This window comes from Nocardia sp. CA-107356 (assembly GCF_050946365.1).
Taxonomy (GTDB): domain Bacteria; phylum Actinomycetota; class Actinomycetes; order Mycobacteriales; family Mycobacteriaceae; genus Nocardia.
The window spans coordinates 4,048,146-4,063,275 of record NZ_CP191992.1 but is presented as its reverse complement, the minus strand read 5'-3'; the positions used below and the strand labels follow the sequence as shown (position 1 = coordinate 4,063,275).

18 protein-coding genes are annotated in these 15,130 nt (G+C 65.6%); 13 read left to right on the top strand and 5 right to left on the bottom strand.

The window, feature by feature from the left end; genetic code table 11:
- Positions 1 to 63: 63 nt before the first annotated feature.
- On the bottom strand, positions 64 to 696 hold the full coding sequence (locus ACQP1G_RS18175; protein ID WP_433205534.1) for a PadR family transcriptional regulator: 633 nt from the start codon (positions 694 to 696) through the stop codon (positions 64 to 66).
- Between the two features lie 149 nt (positions 697 to 845).
- On the opposite strand from ACQP1G_RS18175, the gene ACQP1G_RS18170 reads away from it, so the two are divergent.
- Complete coding sequence (locus ACQP1G_RS18170; RefSeq protein ID WP_433205531.1) at positions 846 to 2,477, top strand: MFS transporter; 1,632 nt, start codon at positions 846 to 848, stop codon at positions 2,475 to 2,477.
- Positions 2,478 to 2,565: 88 nt separating this feature from the next.
- On the opposite strand, the gene ACQP1G_RS18165 is transcribed toward ACQP1G_RS18170, so the two are convergent.
- Positions 2,566 to 3,408 (bottom strand): IclR family transcriptional regulator, encoded by an 843-nt coding sequence (locus ACQP1G_RS18165; protein ID WP_433205528.1) that lies wholly within the window; start codon positions 3,406 to 3,408, stop codon positions 2,566 to 2,568.
- Positions 3,409 to 3,649: 241 nt separating this feature from the next.
- Between ACQP1G_RS18165 and ACQP1G_RS18160 the strand changes: the two genes are divergently transcribed.
- The 8 genes from ACQP1G_RS18160 (at position 3,650) to ACQP1G_RS18125 (ending at position 10,972) form a co-directional block, all read left to right on the top strand.
- Entirely contained in the window at positions 3,650 to 4,129 is a 480-nt protein-coding gene (locus ACQP1G_RS18160; RefSeq protein WP_433205525.1) for a flavin reductase family protein, read from the top strand.
- Between the two features lie 173 nt (positions 4,130 to 4,302).
- Positions 4,303 to 5,478, top strand: coding sequence for a Rieske 2Fe-2S domain-containing protein (locus ACQP1G_RS18155; RefSeq protein WP_433205522.1), 1,176 nt, complete (start codon positions 4,303 to 4,305; stop codon positions 5,476 to 5,478).
- A gap of 53 nt (positions 5,479 to 5,531) precedes the next feature.
- Positions 5,532 to 5,717 carry a hypothetical protein gene (locus ACQP1G_RS18150; protein ID WP_433205519.1) on the top strand — a complete coding sequence of 62 codons (186 nt, stop codon included), beginning with the start codon at positions 5,532 to 5,534 and terminating at the stop codon, positions 5,715 to 5,717.
- 64 nt (positions 5,718 to 5,781) lie between these two features.
- On the top strand, positions 5,782 to 6,789 hold the full coding sequence (locus tag ACQP1G_RS18145) for a 2Fe-2S iron-sulfur cluster-binding protein (RefSeq protein ID WP_433205516.1): 1,008 nt from the start codon (positions 5,782 to 5,784) through the stop codon (positions 6,787 to 6,789).
- Positions 6,790 to 6,802: 13 nt separating this feature from the next.
- Complete coding sequence (locus tag ACQP1G_RS18140) at positions 6,803 to 7,690, top strand: VOC family protein (RefSeq protein ID WP_433205514.1); 888 nt, start codon at positions 6,803 to 6,805, stop codon at positions 7,688 to 7,690.
- A gap of 28 nt (positions 7,691 to 7,718) precedes the next feature.
- The gene (locus ACQP1G_RS18135) at positions 7,719 to 8,924 is read left to right on the top strand and encodes an LLM class flavin-dependent oxidoreductase (protein ID WP_433205511.1); all 1,206 of its coding nucleotides are present in this window, start codon (positions 7,719 to 7,721) and stop codon (positions 8,922 to 8,924) included.
- Positions 8,924 to 9,955 carry a zinc-binding dehydrogenase gene (locus tag ACQP1G_RS18130; protein WP_433205508.1) on the top strand — a complete coding sequence of 344 codons (1,032 nt, stop codon included), beginning with the start codon at positions 8,924 to 8,926 and terminating at the stop codon, positions 9,953 to 9,955. Before ACQP1G_RS18135 ends, ACQP1G_RS18130 begins: the two co-directional genes overlap by 1 nt.
- A 54-nt stretch (positions 9,956 to 10,009) precedes the next feature.
- Positions 10,010 to 10,972 (top strand): NAD(P)H-dependent flavin oxidoreductase, encoded by a 963-nt coding sequence (locus ACQP1G_RS18125; RefSeq protein WP_433205505.1) that lies wholly within the window; start codon positions 10,010 to 10,012, stop codon positions 10,970 to 10,972.
- Here the strand turns inward: ACQP1G_RS18125 and ACQP1G_RS18120 are convergent.
- Positions 10,920 to 11,210 carry a three-helix bundle dimerization domain-containing protein gene (locus ACQP1G_RS18120; RefSeq protein WP_433205502.1) on the bottom strand — a complete coding sequence of 97 codons (291 nt, stop codon included), beginning with the start codon at positions 11,208 to 11,210 and terminating at the stop codon, positions 10,920 to 10,922. The two genes, ACQP1G_RS18125 and ACQP1G_RS18120, sit on opposite strands and share 53 nt — an antisense overlap.
- A gap of 189 nt (positions 11,211 to 11,399) precedes the next feature.
- Here ACQP1G_RS18120 and ACQP1G_RS18115 point away from each other — a divergent pair, with 189 nt between their 5' ends.
- The 4 genes from ACQP1G_RS18115 (at position 11,400) to ACQP1G_RS18100 (ending at position 13,896) form a co-directional block, all read left to right on the top strand.
- Complete coding sequence (locus ACQP1G_RS18115) at positions 11,400 to 11,753, top strand: hypothetical protein (RefSeq protein WP_433205499.1); 354 nt, start codon at positions 11,400 to 11,402, stop codon at positions 11,751 to 11,753.
- Between the two features lie 44 nt (positions 11,754 to 11,797).
- A complete protein-coding gene (locus ACQP1G_RS18110; protein ID WP_433205496.1) occupies positions 11,798 to 12,280 on the top strand; it encodes a nuclear transport factor 2 family protein in 483 nt (160 codons plus the stop codon).
- A gap of 24 nt (positions 12,281 to 12,304) precedes the next feature.
- The gene (locus ACQP1G_RS18105) at positions 12,305 to 12,718 is read left to right on the top strand and encodes an SRPBCC family protein (protein ID WP_433205493.1); all 414 of its coding nucleotides are present in this window, start codon (positions 12,305 to 12,307) and stop codon (positions 12,716 to 12,718) included.
- 128 nt (positions 12,719 to 12,846) lie between these two features.
- Entirely contained in the window at positions 12,847 to 13,896 is a 1,050-nt protein-coding gene (locus ACQP1G_RS18100) for an aminotransferase class V-fold PLP-dependent enzyme (RefSeq protein ID WP_433205490.1), read from the top strand.
- 374 nt (positions 13,897 to 14,270) lie between these two features.
- Here the strand turns inward: ACQP1G_RS18100 and ACQP1G_RS18095 are convergent, their stop codons facing one another.
- A complete protein-coding gene (locus tag ACQP1G_RS18095; protein WP_433205487.1) occupies positions 14,271 to 14,555 on the bottom strand; it encodes a hypothetical protein in 285 nt (94 codons plus the stop codon).
- A 10-nt stretch (positions 14,556 to 14,565) separates the two neighbouring features.
- Entirely contained in the window at positions 14,566 to 14,994 is a 429-nt protein-coding gene (locus tag ACQP1G_RS18090; protein ID WP_433205484.1) for a hypothetical protein, read from the bottom strand.
- Positions 14,995 to 15,130 lie beyond the last annotated feature (136 nt).

Here is a 15,130-nt window from a genome sequence, read left to right as displayed (position 1 = left end):
ATGACTAGTAGAAGTATTTCTACTAGTCATAGGAAGCGGGCGTCCCGGTGAGTGGACAACCTCTCAGGAAGCGCGGTGACCCTTACCCTTCGCCGCCTTCTTCTGTGGGGTCCGGTCGGCGAGTTTATCCACGTCGGCGAGTAGTTCCTTGGCGAAATCACGTTCGGCCTCGTAATGGCGCACACACCAGCGCAATACCGCCCCCGGATAGATCCAGTCCGGGTTTTCGTCGGCGCCCTCGGCGTCGACCTCGGCCAGTTTGCGCATCTTCTCCGCGTACCCGATGTGCTCGGTGAGAATTTCGCGCAGTCGATCCGGTTGGGCGAGATGCCCCAGCCAGGCCCGCAACATCACGCTGTGCTTGAGCACCGGCGCTTCCACCGGGGCGTGGTTCACCCAGTGCGCCGCAGCGGCGCGGCCGCTTTCGGTGATCGCGTACATCCGCTTGCCGCGCACGCCGTCGTCCTGCAGCACCGTGCGAGAGGTGGCATAGCCGTGTTTCTCGAGGCGTTTGAGCTCGGCGTAGATCTGACTGAACGACGGGCTCCAGTAGAAGAATTGGAGGCTCCAGTCGGCCCACTTCTTCAGGTCGTAGCCGGAGAGTTCATCGGCGTGCGAGAGCATGCCGAGCACGGCCCAACTGGTCGTCGGCAGGTCGGGGACCCCGGCGCCCACCGGGGACTTCACTTCGGTCACGGTAGGACTATATCGCTTAGGCATATTACGGGTGAAACATCCCGTTCAGTGAGATTCGAAAGATACGACCGACACCGCTTTGTGACAGGTTTCACAAACCATCACCATCGAACACCACCAGGTAGTTCCCGAACAGCGGAGCCCGATTCATGTCCACCATTTCCCAAGATGCCGCGGCCGCCGAAAGACCCGGCGGCGCAATCGAATCCGCTGACACCGGCCGACTCGACGGCGCATCGCCCATCAGGATCTTCACCGTTCTCGCGGTCATCGTGCTGTTCACCGAGGTCGCCCCGATGCAGTACACGATCGTCGCGGCCGCACTGCAGAAGATCGCACCGACCTTTCCCAGCGTCGGTGCGAATATCAACTGGGCCATTATCGTCTTCGGCCTCATCGGCGCCGCCGCGTCGCCGCTCATCGGCAAGATGAGCGATGTGTGGGGCAAGAAGCGGATGTTCCTGGTCTGCGGATTGCTCTTCATGCTCGGCTGCGGGATCGATGCGGTCACCAGCAACTGGGGGCTGTTCCTGCTCGGGCGCGGGCTGCAGGCGACCGCCATCGCCACCGCGGTCATCGCCTACGGGTTGATCCGAGATCTGATGCCGCGCAAGTACGTTCCGCTCGGACTCGGTGTCACCGCGACCGGTCTCGGACTGTCCGCGATCGCCGGTCCGCTGCTCGGCGGATACCTCGTCGACAACTACAGCTGGCGCGCGATCTTCTGGGTGCTGGCCGCATTCACGCTGCTCATGTTGCCAATAGTGTGGATCGTGGTACCCGAATCCAAGCTGCGGGTCGCCGAGCGCATCGATGTGCTCGGTGCGGTGCTGCTGTCGGCCGGGGCCGGGTTGACGCTGATCTACCTGGACAAGGGCCAGGACTGGGGTTGGAGCAAACCGCTGACGCTGGCGTGGCTGTTCGGCGGCATCGCGCTGCTGGTGTTGTTCGCCGTGGTCGAACTGCGGGTCGCCCGGCCGATCATGGATATGAAACTGCTGTTCCATCCGCGGGTGACGCTGGTGCTCGGCGGCGCACTGTTCGCGTCGTTCCTCATCGGCGTCCAGTCCTACGCACTGGGTTATATGAGCCAGACCCCGGATTCCGGAACGGTCGCCGCCGGCGTGCAGCAGGCCACGCTCGCACAGATCCAGCAGCAGACCGGTCAGCCGATGCCGCCCGCGATGGTCCAGGTGCTGCTGGATCCCGAATACAGCTACGGAAACGGTTTCACCCTTTTGCAATTCGCCGTCCGAGTCGCCCTGCTGCAGGCCGTACTCGCCATGATCTGCGGCGCGCTGGCCGGTGCGCTGGCCCGCAAGATCGGGGCGCGCCTGCCGTTGGTCTTCGCGCTGATGCTGTTCGTCGGCGCGGGCGTCGGCTATGCCGTCCTCCCGCACACCTGGGTGGTATTCCTGTGGGTGAGTGCGCTGTTCGGCATCGGGTTCGGTTTCTACTACGCCTCCATGCCCATTCTGATGGTCGAAGCCGTTCCGCAGGAACAGCAGGGCATCAGCCTCGGCATGCTCGGCGTCATGCAATCGATGGGCGTTGCCATCGGTTTGGCCATCGTCACCGCCTACCTCAACGCCAGCCCGATCACCGCTCAGGTGAGCGTCGCCGGTCAACCCGCACAGGAATCGGTCATCCCGCAGGTCTTCGCCGACCACGGCTATGAAATGGGCTTCTGGTTCGCCGCGGGCGCCTCGGTGATCGCCCTGCTGATCGCCCTCGTCATGCGCCACGGCCGCACACCCGCCACCGGCGGCACCGCCTACTGACGCGACCCGGAGAGCGGGCCGGAGCCATCGGGTTCCGGCCCGTTCGCATGCTCGTGCCATATGGCACCGCTAGCGGCCGAGGCCCGGATCACCGCCAGCGCGCGTGGCGCGGAAACAGCGCGCGCCCGGCCTCGTGCGCCACCTCGACCAGCACTCGCGCCAACCGCGCGGTATCCAAAGCCGTTCGCTCGCCGCCGATCTGGCCCGACAGCGACAGCGCACCCACGGCCGCGCCGCGGCCTCGAATCGGCACAGCCACACAGGCGATTCCGGAAACCGACTCCTCGTTGTCCAGGGCAACCCCCTGCCGATGCCGGATCCTGGTCAGCTCCCGATGCAATTCCGCCTTGTCGCAGATGGTTCGCGGCGTCAACTGCGGCAATCGGTCCCGGAATGATGTCTCGACAATGCTCGGCTCCAGCGACGCCAGTAGCGCCTTGCCCAGCGCCGTGGTGTGCGCGGGCATCCGGCTGCCGAGGCGGGTCGGGATGCTGGCGGCGAACCGGCCACCGGCCTTGTCCAGGTACAGCACCTCGCGCCCGTCGAGGACACCGAGGTGGCCGACCATGCCGGTCCGCTGACAGAGATCGTGCAGCAGCGGACTCACCACATCGCGGATCTCGTTGTGGTCGGCGGCGAGTCCGCCCAGCTCCAGCGGACGCAGGCCGAGCCGGTAACCGCCGGGCGCGTGCGCCAACCAGCGCAGCCGGATCATCTGGTCCAGGATCCGGTGCACAGTCGACCGGGGCAGCCCGGTGCGCTCGGCGAGACCCAGCAGTGTCAGGGTCGGTGTCGAACCGTCGAAAGCGTCTAGGATCAGCGTCATACGCTCGATCATGGATACCGGCGGCTGCGCGGGGCGGGAGGTCGGACGACCCGAACCCGATAACAACTCTTCGGACTGCGGGCCGGTCAGCACCTCGACCGTCATGGCGTACCTCCATTGTGTAGCTCATCTAGCTTAGAAGTATTTCGATTAGGCATGTCCGTTTTCGGCATACCGATTCGTGTCCCCCATCACAGTGCCGTCGCGCGGACAAGCCGGAATCCCGGAAACTACGGAGATCGCTACGGATCTTCTCGGTAGCCGGAATCCGTTATTGACAGCCCACCGAGCGCGCCGCTTACCTTCATGGCGAAACGGAATATTTCTAATCGAAACTAGGAGCGCCATGGCCGTCGTGCTCGACTTCAAGGCCGTCCTCGGCCGGTTCGCCACCGGAGTCACCGCGATCACCGCCCTCGACGGCGAGGAACCCGTCGGGTTCGCCTGCCAGTCCTTCTCGGCACTGTCCCTCGAACCGCCCGCAGTGGCCCTGTTCCCGGCCAGGACCTCGACCACCTGGCCGCGCATCCGGACCGCCAGCAAGTTCTGTGTAAACGTGCTCGCCGCGGATCAAGAGGGTGTGTGCAGACAGCTCGGCCGCAGCGGAGCAGACAAATTCGACGGCCTCGATTGGCAGCCGTCCCCCAACGGCTCACCACTGCTGGCCGGATCGATCGCCTGGATCGATTGCGAACTCGGCGGCGAACTCGACGGCGGCGATCACACCATCGTCATCGGCAATGTCACCGCGCTCGGCGCGGGCCGCGAGGCCGATCCGCTGCTGTTCTACCGCTCCGGATTCGAGCGCCTTACCAGCGTCTCGTGAGCGAGCGTGGCGTGCACCAAAGACACAGCCGGCCAGCGGCGGCACGACGGCGCTGAGCGCCAGCGAGGCGCCGTCGCGCCCGGCTCCCGACCAGTGGGACGCCGCCTTTCGGCGATGGCGGACAGCGCCGAACCATCGAAGTACAACGACACGGACACGAACGTGGAGGACCAATGAGTACGGCGAACACCGAGGACCAGGTGCGCGTGATCGACACCGGCGCCCCGCCGACCCGATACGCCCGCGGCTGGCACTGCATCGGCCTTGCCGACAGCTTCCGCGACGGTAAACCGCACACCATCGAAATCTTCGGTACCGAACTGGTGGTGTTCGCCGGCGAGGACGGCACGCTCCATGTGCTCGACGCCTACTGCAGGCATATGGGTGGCAACCTCGGTGACGGCACCATCAAGGGCGACACCATCGCCTGCCCGTTCCACGACTGGCGCTGGAAGGGCAATGGCCGGTGTGCCGCGATCCCCTACGCCCGCCGGGTGCCCCCGCTGGCCCGCACCAAGTCCTGGATCACGATGGAGCAGAACAGGCAGCTGTTCGTCTGGAACGATCCGGAGGGCAACCCGCCGCCCGCGGATGTCGCGATCCCCCGGATCGAGGGCGCGTTCAGCGACGAGTGGAGCGACTGGACCTGGAATCAGATCACCATCGAGGGCGCGAACTGTCGCGAGGTCATCGACAACGTGGTTGATATGGCGCATTTCTTCTACGTGCACTTCGCATTTCCGACCTACTTCAAGAATGTCTTCGAGGGGCACGTCGCCAGTCAGTACATGACCTCGATCGGACGCGAGGATATGCAGGGCGAGCTGGCCAAGGAGGCGGGCGGACAGAACACGCTGCATTCGGAGGCGCATTACTACGGCCCCTCCTACATGATCGATTATCTGGTCAACGAATCCAATGGGCAGACAGTCGAATCCGTGCTGATCAACTGCCACTACCCGGTCTCTCCCACCAAGTTCGTACTGCAGTACGGCGCGATCGTGAAGAAACTGCCCGGGCTGTCGGCGGAGGAGGCCGAGGCGATGGCGGTGCGTTTCGCCAACGGACTCGGCCGCGGTTTCGAACAGGATGTGGCGATCTGGGAACGCAAGACCCGCATCGACAATCCGCTGCTGTGCGAGGAGGACGGACCCGTCTATCAGCTTCGGCGCTGGTATGAGCAGTTCTACACCGATATCGCCGCGGTGGAACCGAAGATGACCGACCGCTTCGAATTCGAGGTCGACACCACCCGCGCGGTCACCGCCTGGGAGGCCGAGGTCGCCGAGAACCTGGCCACCCAAAACCTGGCCGCCCAAAACCTGGTCACCCAGCGCGCGGACGCCTGATCGGACCTGTGATGGATTGCGTCACCTGCCACGCCTGCCGAAACCAGGTGTCCGTGGTCAAATTCAGCCCCGCGCACACGAGTGTGCAGTGGAGCTCCGCCGCTCGCGCGCATTGCGCCGAATTCGCACGCGATGGCGGCGGTCCGGTGCGCGGATGCGCGGCTTTGCGGGACAGCATCGACAAGGCCGTCGCCGCGGGCGAAGTCGGTCTGAGCACGCGCGATGGGGACCTGCTGTGAGCGAACGGAGCGAGCGAACCATATCGCAGCGCGCAGCGCAGCCGAGCGCTGGCGAGGCGCAGTCGTGAGCGGGGCGATAACGCTGCGGGTGGTCGGCGTGGTCGCCGAAACCCACGATGCGGTATCGCTGGAGTTGGTCGCCGAATCGGGCCAGCGACTTCCCTATCGGCCTGGCCAGTTCCTGACGCTGCGGATACCCAGTGCTCAGACCGGTTCGGTGGCGCGTTCATATTCCCTGTCCAGCGGACCGCACGAGGGCGGACCGCTCAAGGTCACCGTCAAACGGACCGAAGGCGGCTATGGTTCGAACTGGTTGTGCGATAACGCCGTTGTCGGCATGACCATCGACAGTCTCTCGCCCGCAGGGATTTTCACGCCCGACTCGCTCGACGCCGATCTGCTGCTACTCGCGGCGGGCAGCGGGATCACGCCGGTGCTGTCCATCCTGAAATCGGCACTGGCGCAGGGTGCTGGACGCTGCACCCTGATCTACGCCAACCGCGACGAGAACTCGGTGATCTTCGCCGACGAACTGAAATCGCTCACCGCCGCATACCCGGATCGCCTGGTCGTGCTGCACTGGCTCGAATCCGTGCAGGGCTTGCCGTCGGTGCGCACAGTAACCGCCCTGGTCGCCCCGTGGACCGACCGTGAGGTATTCATCTGCGGCCCAGTACCTTTCATGGACGCCGTGGTGACGGCGACCGGTGACCTCGGCATGGACCGCACCCGCGTGCATGTCGAGAAATTCGTTTCGCTATCCGGCGACCCCTTCGCCGAGGTCGACGACACCGGCGACGCCGCGCTCGTCGAGGTCGAACTCGACGGCACCACAACCGAATTCGCCTGGCCGCGCAATACCGTGCTGCTCGATCTACTGCTGGCTCGCGGCGTCGAAGCACCGTACTCCTGCCGTGAAGGCGCCTGCAGCGCCTGCGTCTGCCGGGTCGTCGACGGTGAAGTCAAGCTGCTGCGCAACGAAGTACTGGAACGCGAAGACCTGGCCGACGGCTATGTGCTGGCCTGTCAGGCGGTGCCGGTCACCGACACGGTCCGGATCACCTATGAATGAGGAGAACACCCCTATGGCCATCATCAGTTCGCTCGGTTATGTGAAGGTCGCGGTCAGCGACCCGGCGGCCTGGCGCACCTTCGCCTTCGACGTGATCGGCTTCGCCGAGGGCACCGGCCCGGATCCCGACGCCAGCTACCTGCGCATGGACGAGCACGTCGCGCGCCTGGTCCTGGTGCCGGGCGAGAGCGATAAGGTGCTCGCCATCGGCTGGGAGGTGCGTGACCACCGGGCACTGGCCGAGGCGCGAGAAGCGGTGGAGAAGGCCGGAATCGAAGTAACCGCGCTGACGGTGGCCGAGGCCGATGCCCGCAGCGTGGAGGAGGCGATCACCTTCCGGGACCCCGCCGGCACCACCGTCGAAATCTTCCACGGCCCCGTCCTCGACCACAGCCCCGTGGTCGGCAAGTACGGAAACCGTTTCGTCACCGAGGGTCTCGGTCTCGGCCACGTTGTGCTCCCGGTCCCCGACCTCGACGGCGCATTCCGCTTCTACACCGACGTTCTCGGTTTCCTGCCACGCGGCGCGTTCCGGCTGCCGACGCCGCCCGAATACGGTCCGGTGCGTATCCGCTTCCTCGGCGTGAATCAGCGCCACCACAGCCTGGCGCTGATCCCCTCCGGCGGTAAGGAGGGTTCCGGCTTGGTGCACATCATGGTCGAGGTCGACCGCCTCGATGATGTCGGCCGCGCCCTGGATCGGGTGAACAAGGCCGGATACCACCTGTCCTCGACGCTGGGCCGCCACACCAACGACAAGATGATCTCCTTCTACGTCCGCACTCCGGGCGGCTGGGATCTCGAATTCGGCACCGAGGGCGTGCTGGTGGACGAGACCACCTACACCGCGGAGGAAATGACCGCCGACAGCTATTGGGGTCACGACTGGGACCGCAGCTGAACCACCGCCGCACGTAAGGACAATTGAATTGAGCGACAACCAGTTCGGCCCCACCAGGTTCGGATTCTTCCTCGCCCCCTACCATCCGCTGACCGGTAACCCGACCCTGCAACTCCAGCGCGATCTCGCGCTGGTGGAGCTGGCCGACCGACTCGGCTTCGCCGAAGCCTGGGTCGGTGAACATCATTCGGCCGGACTGGAGATCATCGCGGCCCCCGAGGTCTTCCTGGCCGCGGCGGCTCAGCGGACCAGCCGCATCCGCCTCGGCACCGGCGTGAACTCCCTGCCCTACCACCAGCCACTGATGCTCGCCGACCGCATCTGCCTGCTGGATCACCTCACCATGGGCCGGACCATGATGGGTGTCGGCCCCGGCCAGCTGGCCACCGACGCCGCCATGATGGGCATCGACCCGGTGCGCCAGCGCGACATGATGCACGAATCCATGGAGGTGCTGGTGCGCCTGCTGCGCGGTGAGACGGTGACCGCCGAAAGCGATTGGTATCACCTGAGCGAGGCCCGTCTGCAGCTGCTGCCCTATCAGGTGGACGGCCTGGAAATGGCTGTGGCCTCGACGATGTCGCCGTCCGGTGCGGTGCTGGCGGGACGGCACGGCGCGGGACTGCTCTCCTTGGCGGCCTCCGATCCCAGCGGATACGATGCGCTGCTGCCGAATTGGCAGGTCTACGAGAAGACCATGGCCGACCATGGCCACACCGTCGATCGCGCCACATGGCGGCTGGTCGCGCCGATGCATATCGCCGAAACCCGCGAACAGGCGATGCGCGAAGCCGAATGGGGCGTCGAACATCTGGTCGACTACATCGAAAAGCTCAGCGGCCGTAGCGCACCGTGGAACTCCTCGCCCCGCGCCGCCGTCGAACAGTGGACCGGCGAAGGCTTCCCAGCCTTCGGCCGTGCCACCATCGGCACCCCCGACGATGCCATCGCGACCATCGAGAAACTCGCCGAACAGTCCGGCGGCTTCGGCACCTTCCTGCTGCTGGGACTCAATGTCGCGGACTGGGACGCCACCCAGCGCTCGGCCCGGCTCTTCGCCGAACAGGTGATTCCGCACTTCACCCGCGCCAACCGCAACCGCACCGCCTCGCTCGAATGGGCGCACGCCAATAGCGAACGCATGATCGGCGGCCTGACTGCGGGCATTCAGAGCGCCTTCGAAAAGTACGGCCGGACATCGGCTTCCGCGCTGGGCACCGAGGAGGCCAACTGATGCGCGCGGTGGTGATGCGGGCCGGTGGTCTGGTCGTGGACGAGGTGCCGGAACCGGTGCCCGGACCCGGTCAGGTCCTGGTCGAGACGATTGCCTGCGGTATCTGCGGATCCGATAAGCAGGCCCTGGATTACACCGATGAATTCCTGCAGGCCTCCCGCGACAGTGGCGTCCCCACTTTTCAATTCGATCCCCACCGCGATGTGATCATGGGCCACGAAATCGCGGCCCGAGTGGTATCGGCCGGACCGGATACCCCGCACACCGAGGGACAGCTCGTGGTGGCCCTGCCATGGGCCATCGATCATGCGGGCCAGATCCACGGTGTCGGCTTCTCCAACGAATTTCCGGGCGGCTACGGCGAGCGCATGGTGTTGCAGGCCATGGCCTTGGAACCCATTCCGGATACGGTCGCGCCGCATGTCGCCGCGCTCACCGAACCGCTGGCCGTCGGCTTCGGCAATGTCGCGCGCACCGGTATCGGTGCGGGCGGCTCCGGCATCGTCATCGGTTGCGGCCCGGTGGGTTTGGGTGCGGTCGCCGCGCTGGTGGAACGCGGAGTCGCCCCGATTGTCGCCTCCGATCCGTCGAAGTTGCGGCGCGACACGGCATTACGTCTCGGTGCGCACCGCGTCGTCGACCCGACTGTCCATGATCCGATCGAGGTCTGGCGGGAGGCGGCCGCGCCCGGCCAACTCCTGCATATCTGGGTCTGCGCTGCGGTCCCGGGCATGATCAACGAGTTGATGTACAAGGTCCCGCGCCAGACCACGATTCTGCAGATCGGCGCGGTGATGACCGACGATGTCATCCGCCCGATCGTCGGCATCTACAAGGACATCTCACTGCAGATGTGCATGGTCTACCCACACGAGGAGTACGCGAAGACCCTGCACCGGATCGCCGAGGGCACCATCGACGCCGCCTCGCTCATTACCGACCAGGTCGGACTGGGCGGCGTCGCCGGGGCCGTCGACGCACTGCGCAACCCGGACGGCCACATTCAGATCCTGGTCCGTCCGGATCTCTGACCGGCCGGCCCGTATCGTCGAGGACGGTAGTCGAATGCGACGAAAGGGCTGGTCATGGCTTTGCGTACCGATCTCACCGAGATGTTCGGCATCGAGCACCCCGTCATGCTGGCGCCCATGGGCGGGGTGGCGGGCGGTGAGTTGGCCGCCGCGATATCCGAGGGCGGCGGATGCGGCCTGATCGGCGCCGGCGGCGGAGATCCGGACCTGCTCGATCGCGAATGCGGGTTGCTCGCGGCACGCACCGAAAAGCCATGGGGCATCGGATTATTGAGCTGGGCGACCGATCTCGACGCGGTACTGCGCAGCGTCGAACGCCGCCCGGCGGCGATCATGCTGTCCTTCGGCGATCCCACGCCGTACGCGGACGCCGTGCTGGCGGCCGATATCCGCCTGCTCGTACAGGTGACCACCACGGATGAGGCGGCCCGCGCCCTCGATGCGGGCGCACACGTCCTGGTCGCGCAGGGCGGCGAGGCGGGCGGACACGGTGGCAAGCGCGGCACGCTGCCCTTCGTACCCGCCGTCGTGGATCTGGCGGGGACGGTGCCGGTGCTCGCCGCTGGCGGCATCGCCGATGGTCGCGGACTTGCCGCCGCACTCGTACTCGGTGCGGCCGGTGCGCTGATCGGGACGCGTTTCGAGGCCACGCACGAAGCGCTCATATCCGCCGACCAGGCAAAGGCCATCATCAACGCCGATGCCGATGACACCGAACGCAACCGGATCGTCGATATCGCGCGCGAATCCCCGTGGCCCGCCGAATACACCGCCCGCACGCTACGCAACGATTTCCTCGACGAGTGGCACGGACGCGAATCCGAACTCGCGGCCGATGCGGGAGCGCGGCAACGGTATCGAGACGCGACCGAGCGAGGCGACCTCGACTACGTGCCGACCTGGGCGGGCGAGGCCGTCGGCCTCATCGACGGCCTGGAGTCGGCCGCCGATCTCGTCGGCCGCATCAGCGGTGACGCCGAACAGGTAATACGGCGCGCCGCGGGGCGCTGTGGTTAGTCGGCTCTTCCTCGGTCATCGCGTGTAGCCATTCGCGGGTGTAGCGCTCGGCCAGCAAGGGGAGGAAGTTGTCGATGGTGGCGTGGCCCGCGACATGGTCGTAGGCGGAATACAAGCACTGGTCGACGGTTTCATCGGGGACGTCGTCGAATTCGCGTTCCAATCGGCGCGCGGCGGTGCGCAGTGCCAACTTCTGATCGATGGACGGGTCGGGGTGTCGGGTGCGACCTTCAGTCATTGCGGACTCCTGGTCAAAGATGAGCTTGTGGTGCGGCGGGCGCAGTCGTGCGCTCCGATAACTGCGTCCACCCTTCAGGTACCCGATGCGCCACCGCGAACACCCGCAATTGCGCGCGCAATCTGGTCTCATTGCGGATTCGGCGCTACCCTTTCGGCATATATCAACAGCCTCCTGAAGGTGGTTCGAATGCTCGGCGACAATCTGATGTGGGTGGCACCGCAGGCGTGCACGCTGCCCACCGAGCAACAGCCGGTGCGCGTCGAAGAGTTCGCACTCCTGTTCGCCACGGCACTGCGCAAGATCGAACGCCCGGCGCCGACCCTGCTCCGACTCGAGCTCGACGCCGCGGCCACAGCGACCGCACAGCATCTCGCGGCCCGCGAAACGAGCTGCTGCACCTTCTTCGCCTTCACGTTCACCCCTGCCCAGCCGGGCACGGTGGTCATGAATATCGAGGTGCCACCGGCCCACATCGCGGTCCTGGACGGGCTGGCCGCGCAGGCGGCGGCCGCACAGCCGACGGCCTCGTCCACCAGCTAGAACAAGTTCTTGTTTTGCCACTCCGTGAGTGCCAAGCTGAACGGATGGATCTCGCCGCCATCGAAGCCGTCCGCCAGCTCAAGTACCGCTACTTCCGGACGCTGGATCTCAAACAATGGGACGACTTCGCGGATACGCTCGCCGTCGACGTCGCCGGTCGCTACGGCACCCACGCCATGGGCGAGCCGCTGACCCTGGACGGCCGTGACGCCGTCACCGCGTTCATGCGCGAGAATCTCGGTCCCACCGTCGTCACCGCCCATATCGCCAACCATCCCGAGGTCACCGTGGACGGTGAGACCGCAACGGGCTCATGGGCTTTCGAGGACACTGTGATCGCCACCGAATACGGCGTGCTGATCCGCGGCGCGGGCTACTACTCCGACAGCTATCGCCTCGACAGCGACGGCCGCTGGCGCATCACCGCGACGAGCTACCAGCGCATCTACGAATCCATGCAATCCCTCGCCGACACCCCCAGCTACCAACTCCTGTCCAATATGTGGGCGGCCGAGACGCCGAAATAGGGTTACCGATACGGTGGATTCGTTATGGCCACCATCCAGCACGAAATCCTGATCGAGGTCGGCCCGGAGCACGTGTGGGCAGCCCTGCGCGATATCGGCGCTGTGCACGAACGTCTGCTGCCGGAGTATGTCGTCGACACCCGTATCGATGGCGACGTCAGATTTCTGACGATGCCCGGCGGCAATGTGATTCGCGAACTCATCGTCACCGTTGATGACGATGTGCGCAGGCTGGCCTATTCGGCTGTCGAGGGCTTCCAGTTGCCGCTCACGCACCACCATGCCTCGTTCCAGGTCCTCGACGCCGAAGATGGTCGCAGCACACTGGTTTGGGTCACCGATGTACTGCCGCACGATGCCGCCGAACAGGTGCGGCCGCGGGTCGAGCGCGGTGCCCAGGTGATGAAAGCGACCATCGAACAACAACATTCGGCCTGAGGGCCGGTCGATCGGAAGGCCCCGACTGCCGCCAGCCGGAAAAAATACCCCAGTGAACACCGGATTTGGGTCCAGTATTTTGCCGGTGGCACTCGACGCGCGCCGGTTGCGAGCGCAGGGTTGCAGGTATGTCCTCCCTTGCACCCGATGAGTTCGCGACCGAGACCGTCTATCTGAACACCGCTTCGCACGGGTTGCCGTCCGCGCGCTCATTGGCAGCATTGCAGCAGGTCAATGCGTTCTGGGTGGCAGGTCGTGGCACACCGGCGACGCGCGATGACCTGGTACCCGAGCTGCGGGCCGGATTCGCGCGGCTGTTGGCGGGTGCTTCGGCCGACGATATCGCCTTGGGCGGTACCGTGGCCGGGCTGATCGCGCCGGTGGCCGCCGCACTGCCACCAGGTGCTGAGGTATTGCTCGCCGAAGGTGAATTCTCTTCCGTCTCCATGCCTTTCGTACATCGCGGCGATCTGGCGGTCCGATTCGTACCGTTGGAGCGCATCGCCGAAGAGGTGCGACCCGAGACGGAGTTGGTCGCGGTCAGCGTCGTGCAGTCGAAGGACGGCCGGACCATTGATCTGCCGGTGCTGCGCGCGGCCACCCGTGCGCATAACGCCCGGTTGCTGGCCGATGCCACCCAGGCCGCCGGATGGGTGCCGCTGCGTTTCGACGATGCCGATTACTGGGTGTGCGCGACGTTCAAATGGCTGATCGGCGCCCGCAGCGTCACATTCTTCGCCGCCGCACCGGAGGCCGCTGCCGGGCTGCGCCCGATCAGCCCCGGCTGGTACGCGGCGGCCGACCGTTGGGCCGAACTCTACGACCCGATCGCACTGCCGAACACCGCCCATCGTTTCGACTCGACACCGGACTGGCTCGGTGTCGTCGCGGCGCTCGCTGGCCTGTCCTTGATCGAAGAACTGACCATCGACAAGATCGGCGCACACAACCGCGAACTCGCCGCCCGATTTCGAAATGGGTTGGCAGAGTTGGGTTTCCAGTCGGTGCCCGCCGATTCGGCGATCGTCTCGGTGCCCGGCGCGGGCGACGCGGCAGCCCGGTTGGAAGAGGCGGGCGTCATCACATCCGCCCGCGGCGGCGGCCTGCGCTTCTCCTTCCACCTGTACAACAGCACCGATGACGTCGACCGAGCGCTGACCGCCCTCGCCGAGCGCTGACAACCGCACCCGCTATCGGGGTTCGAATCCCCTATCCTCCGCCGGAAAGGACGCAGGTCACCGGCAAGATTCGGGTGGGAATGTTTCACCTAGTACCGCAACGGCTCGTCATTCCTGACACGGACCGACACCGGCAACGTCGTGTCGAGCGGTGCGACGAACCGCCGATGGGGTGTGATCCCCGTCGACCCCGCCCTTGACGAGATGTACTAGGTCGCCCTCACTGATCGCCACGAGCGCAGACTAACCGGTCTGTCCGACGAACAACGCGCCCCGCCTCCGTTGATCAACACGCGGGGGCAGCCGGACCCCAGACGCGGAGCGGCCCACCCGGAAGGGGGCCGGGTGGGGCCGCTGTATCCGGATTACCGGACTTACTTCTCCAGCTTCTCCAGCATCCAACTGCCGACGGCGTACATGTCGTCAGCGGGGATAGCGCGCGTGTAATGCAGTGGCGGGGTTATCCAGCGGATCCGACGCCATCCGATGGATGGACGGATCACCCAGCCGCCGTATTCGCGGCGAGAATTCCACTGGAGTTGCCTGGTGTAGCCGCGCTCGCGGGAGACGCGCAGAAATTGGAAGTAGAGGTAGCTGCGCAGCCGAAACCATCGGGTCGACCATGTGGCAGGGCCACTGCTGATATACAGCTGCTTCATCGGGATCAACCTAGCACGGGAGAAAGGTGTTCAGAGTCTCGTTGCGGCCCTCATCCGTCCCGGTGTCCCAGGTAGCCTGCATGACGATCTTGCCTTGCCACACGCCGGGTACGCAGTCCAACGCCATCGCGGCGACGTTGAGGTGCGGGTTGGGGATTTGCGTGACGACGACGCGGTCTCCCTTCGGCTGCGGGTTGCCGGTGCCCGACCGATGCCATAGCTGCAACTCGATGCGGAACGCGACCGGGGCGCGATTGCATTCCACTTGTCCGCCCACGACGACGGCGTCGTGCAGCACGTACGGCTCCTTGTTGAAGGCGAAGGTGCAGACACCGCCAGCGGCCTGCGCGACCGGCGTGGTGGTGAGCGTCTGCCCGCCGAGCAATGCGGCGCTGACAGCGACAACCGTGACGGCTGCCCGAATCGCATTGTATCTCATGGATATCCCTCCATTACCTACTACTCCCGCACCCCACGGGAGAGATCAGAACCGCCTCGAACGAGGCGCCCTACCGCTCGACATATGCGGCGGGTCGGAGCACCCTCGCATCGATCAAGGTCCAGACGGCCTCATG

Coding starts and splice junctions, on each gene's coding strand:
- ACQP1G_RS18170 (WP_433205531.1), top strand. CDS start 846: ATGTCCACCATTTCCCAAGATGCCGCGGCCGCCGAAAGACCCGGCGGC.
- ACQP1G_RS18165 (WP_433205528.1), bottom strand. CDS start 3,408: ATGACGGTCGAGGTGCTGACCGGCCCGCAGTCCGAAGAGTTGTTATCG.
- ACQP1G_RS18160 (WP_433205525.1), top strand. CDS start 3,650: ATGGCCGTCGTGCTCGACTTCAAGGCCGTCCTCGGCCGGTTCGCCACC.
- ACQP1G_RS18155 (WP_433205522.1), top strand. CDS start 4,303: ATGAGTACGGCGAACACCGAGGACCAGGTGCGCGTGATCGACACCGGC.
- ACQP1G_RS18140 (WP_433205514.1), top strand. CDS start 6,803: ATGGCCATCATCAGTTCGCTCGGTTATGTGAAGGTCGCGGTCAGCGAC.
- ACQP1G_RS18130 (WP_433205508.1), top strand. CDS start 8,924: ATGCGCGCGGTGGTGATGCGGGCCGGTGGTCTGGTCGTGGACGAGGTG.
- ACQP1G_RS18125 (WP_433205505.1), top strand. CDS start 10,010: ATGGCTTTGCGTACCGATCTCACCGAGATGTTCGGCATCGAGCACCCC.
- ACQP1G_RS18120 (WP_433205502.1), bottom strand. CDS start 11,210: ATGACTGAAGGTCGCACCCGACACCCCGACCCGTCCATCGATCAGAAG.
- ACQP1G_RS18115 (WP_433205499.1), top strand. CDS start 11,400: ATGCTCGGCGACAATCTGATGTGGGTGGCACCGCAGGCGTGCACGCTG.
- ACQP1G_RS18110 (WP_433205496.1), top strand. CDS start 11,798: ATGGATCTCGCCGCCATCGAAGCCGTCCGCCAGCTCAAGTACCGCTAC.
- ACQP1G_RS18105 (WP_433205493.1), top strand. CDS start 12,305: ATGGCCACCATCCAGCACGAAATCCTGATCGAGGTCGGCCCGGAGCAC.
- ACQP1G_RS18100 (WP_433205490.1), top strand. CDS start 12,847: ATGTCCTCCCTTGCACCCGATGAGTTCGCGACCGAGACCGTCTATCTG.
- ACQP1G_RS18095 (WP_433205487.1), bottom strand. CDS start 14,555: ATGAAGCAGCTGTATATCAGCAGTGGCCCTGCCACATGGTCGACCCGA.
- ACQP1G_RS18090 (WP_433205484.1), bottom strand. CDS start 14,994: ATGAGATACAATGCGATTCGGGCAGCCGTCACGGTTGTCGCTGTCAGC.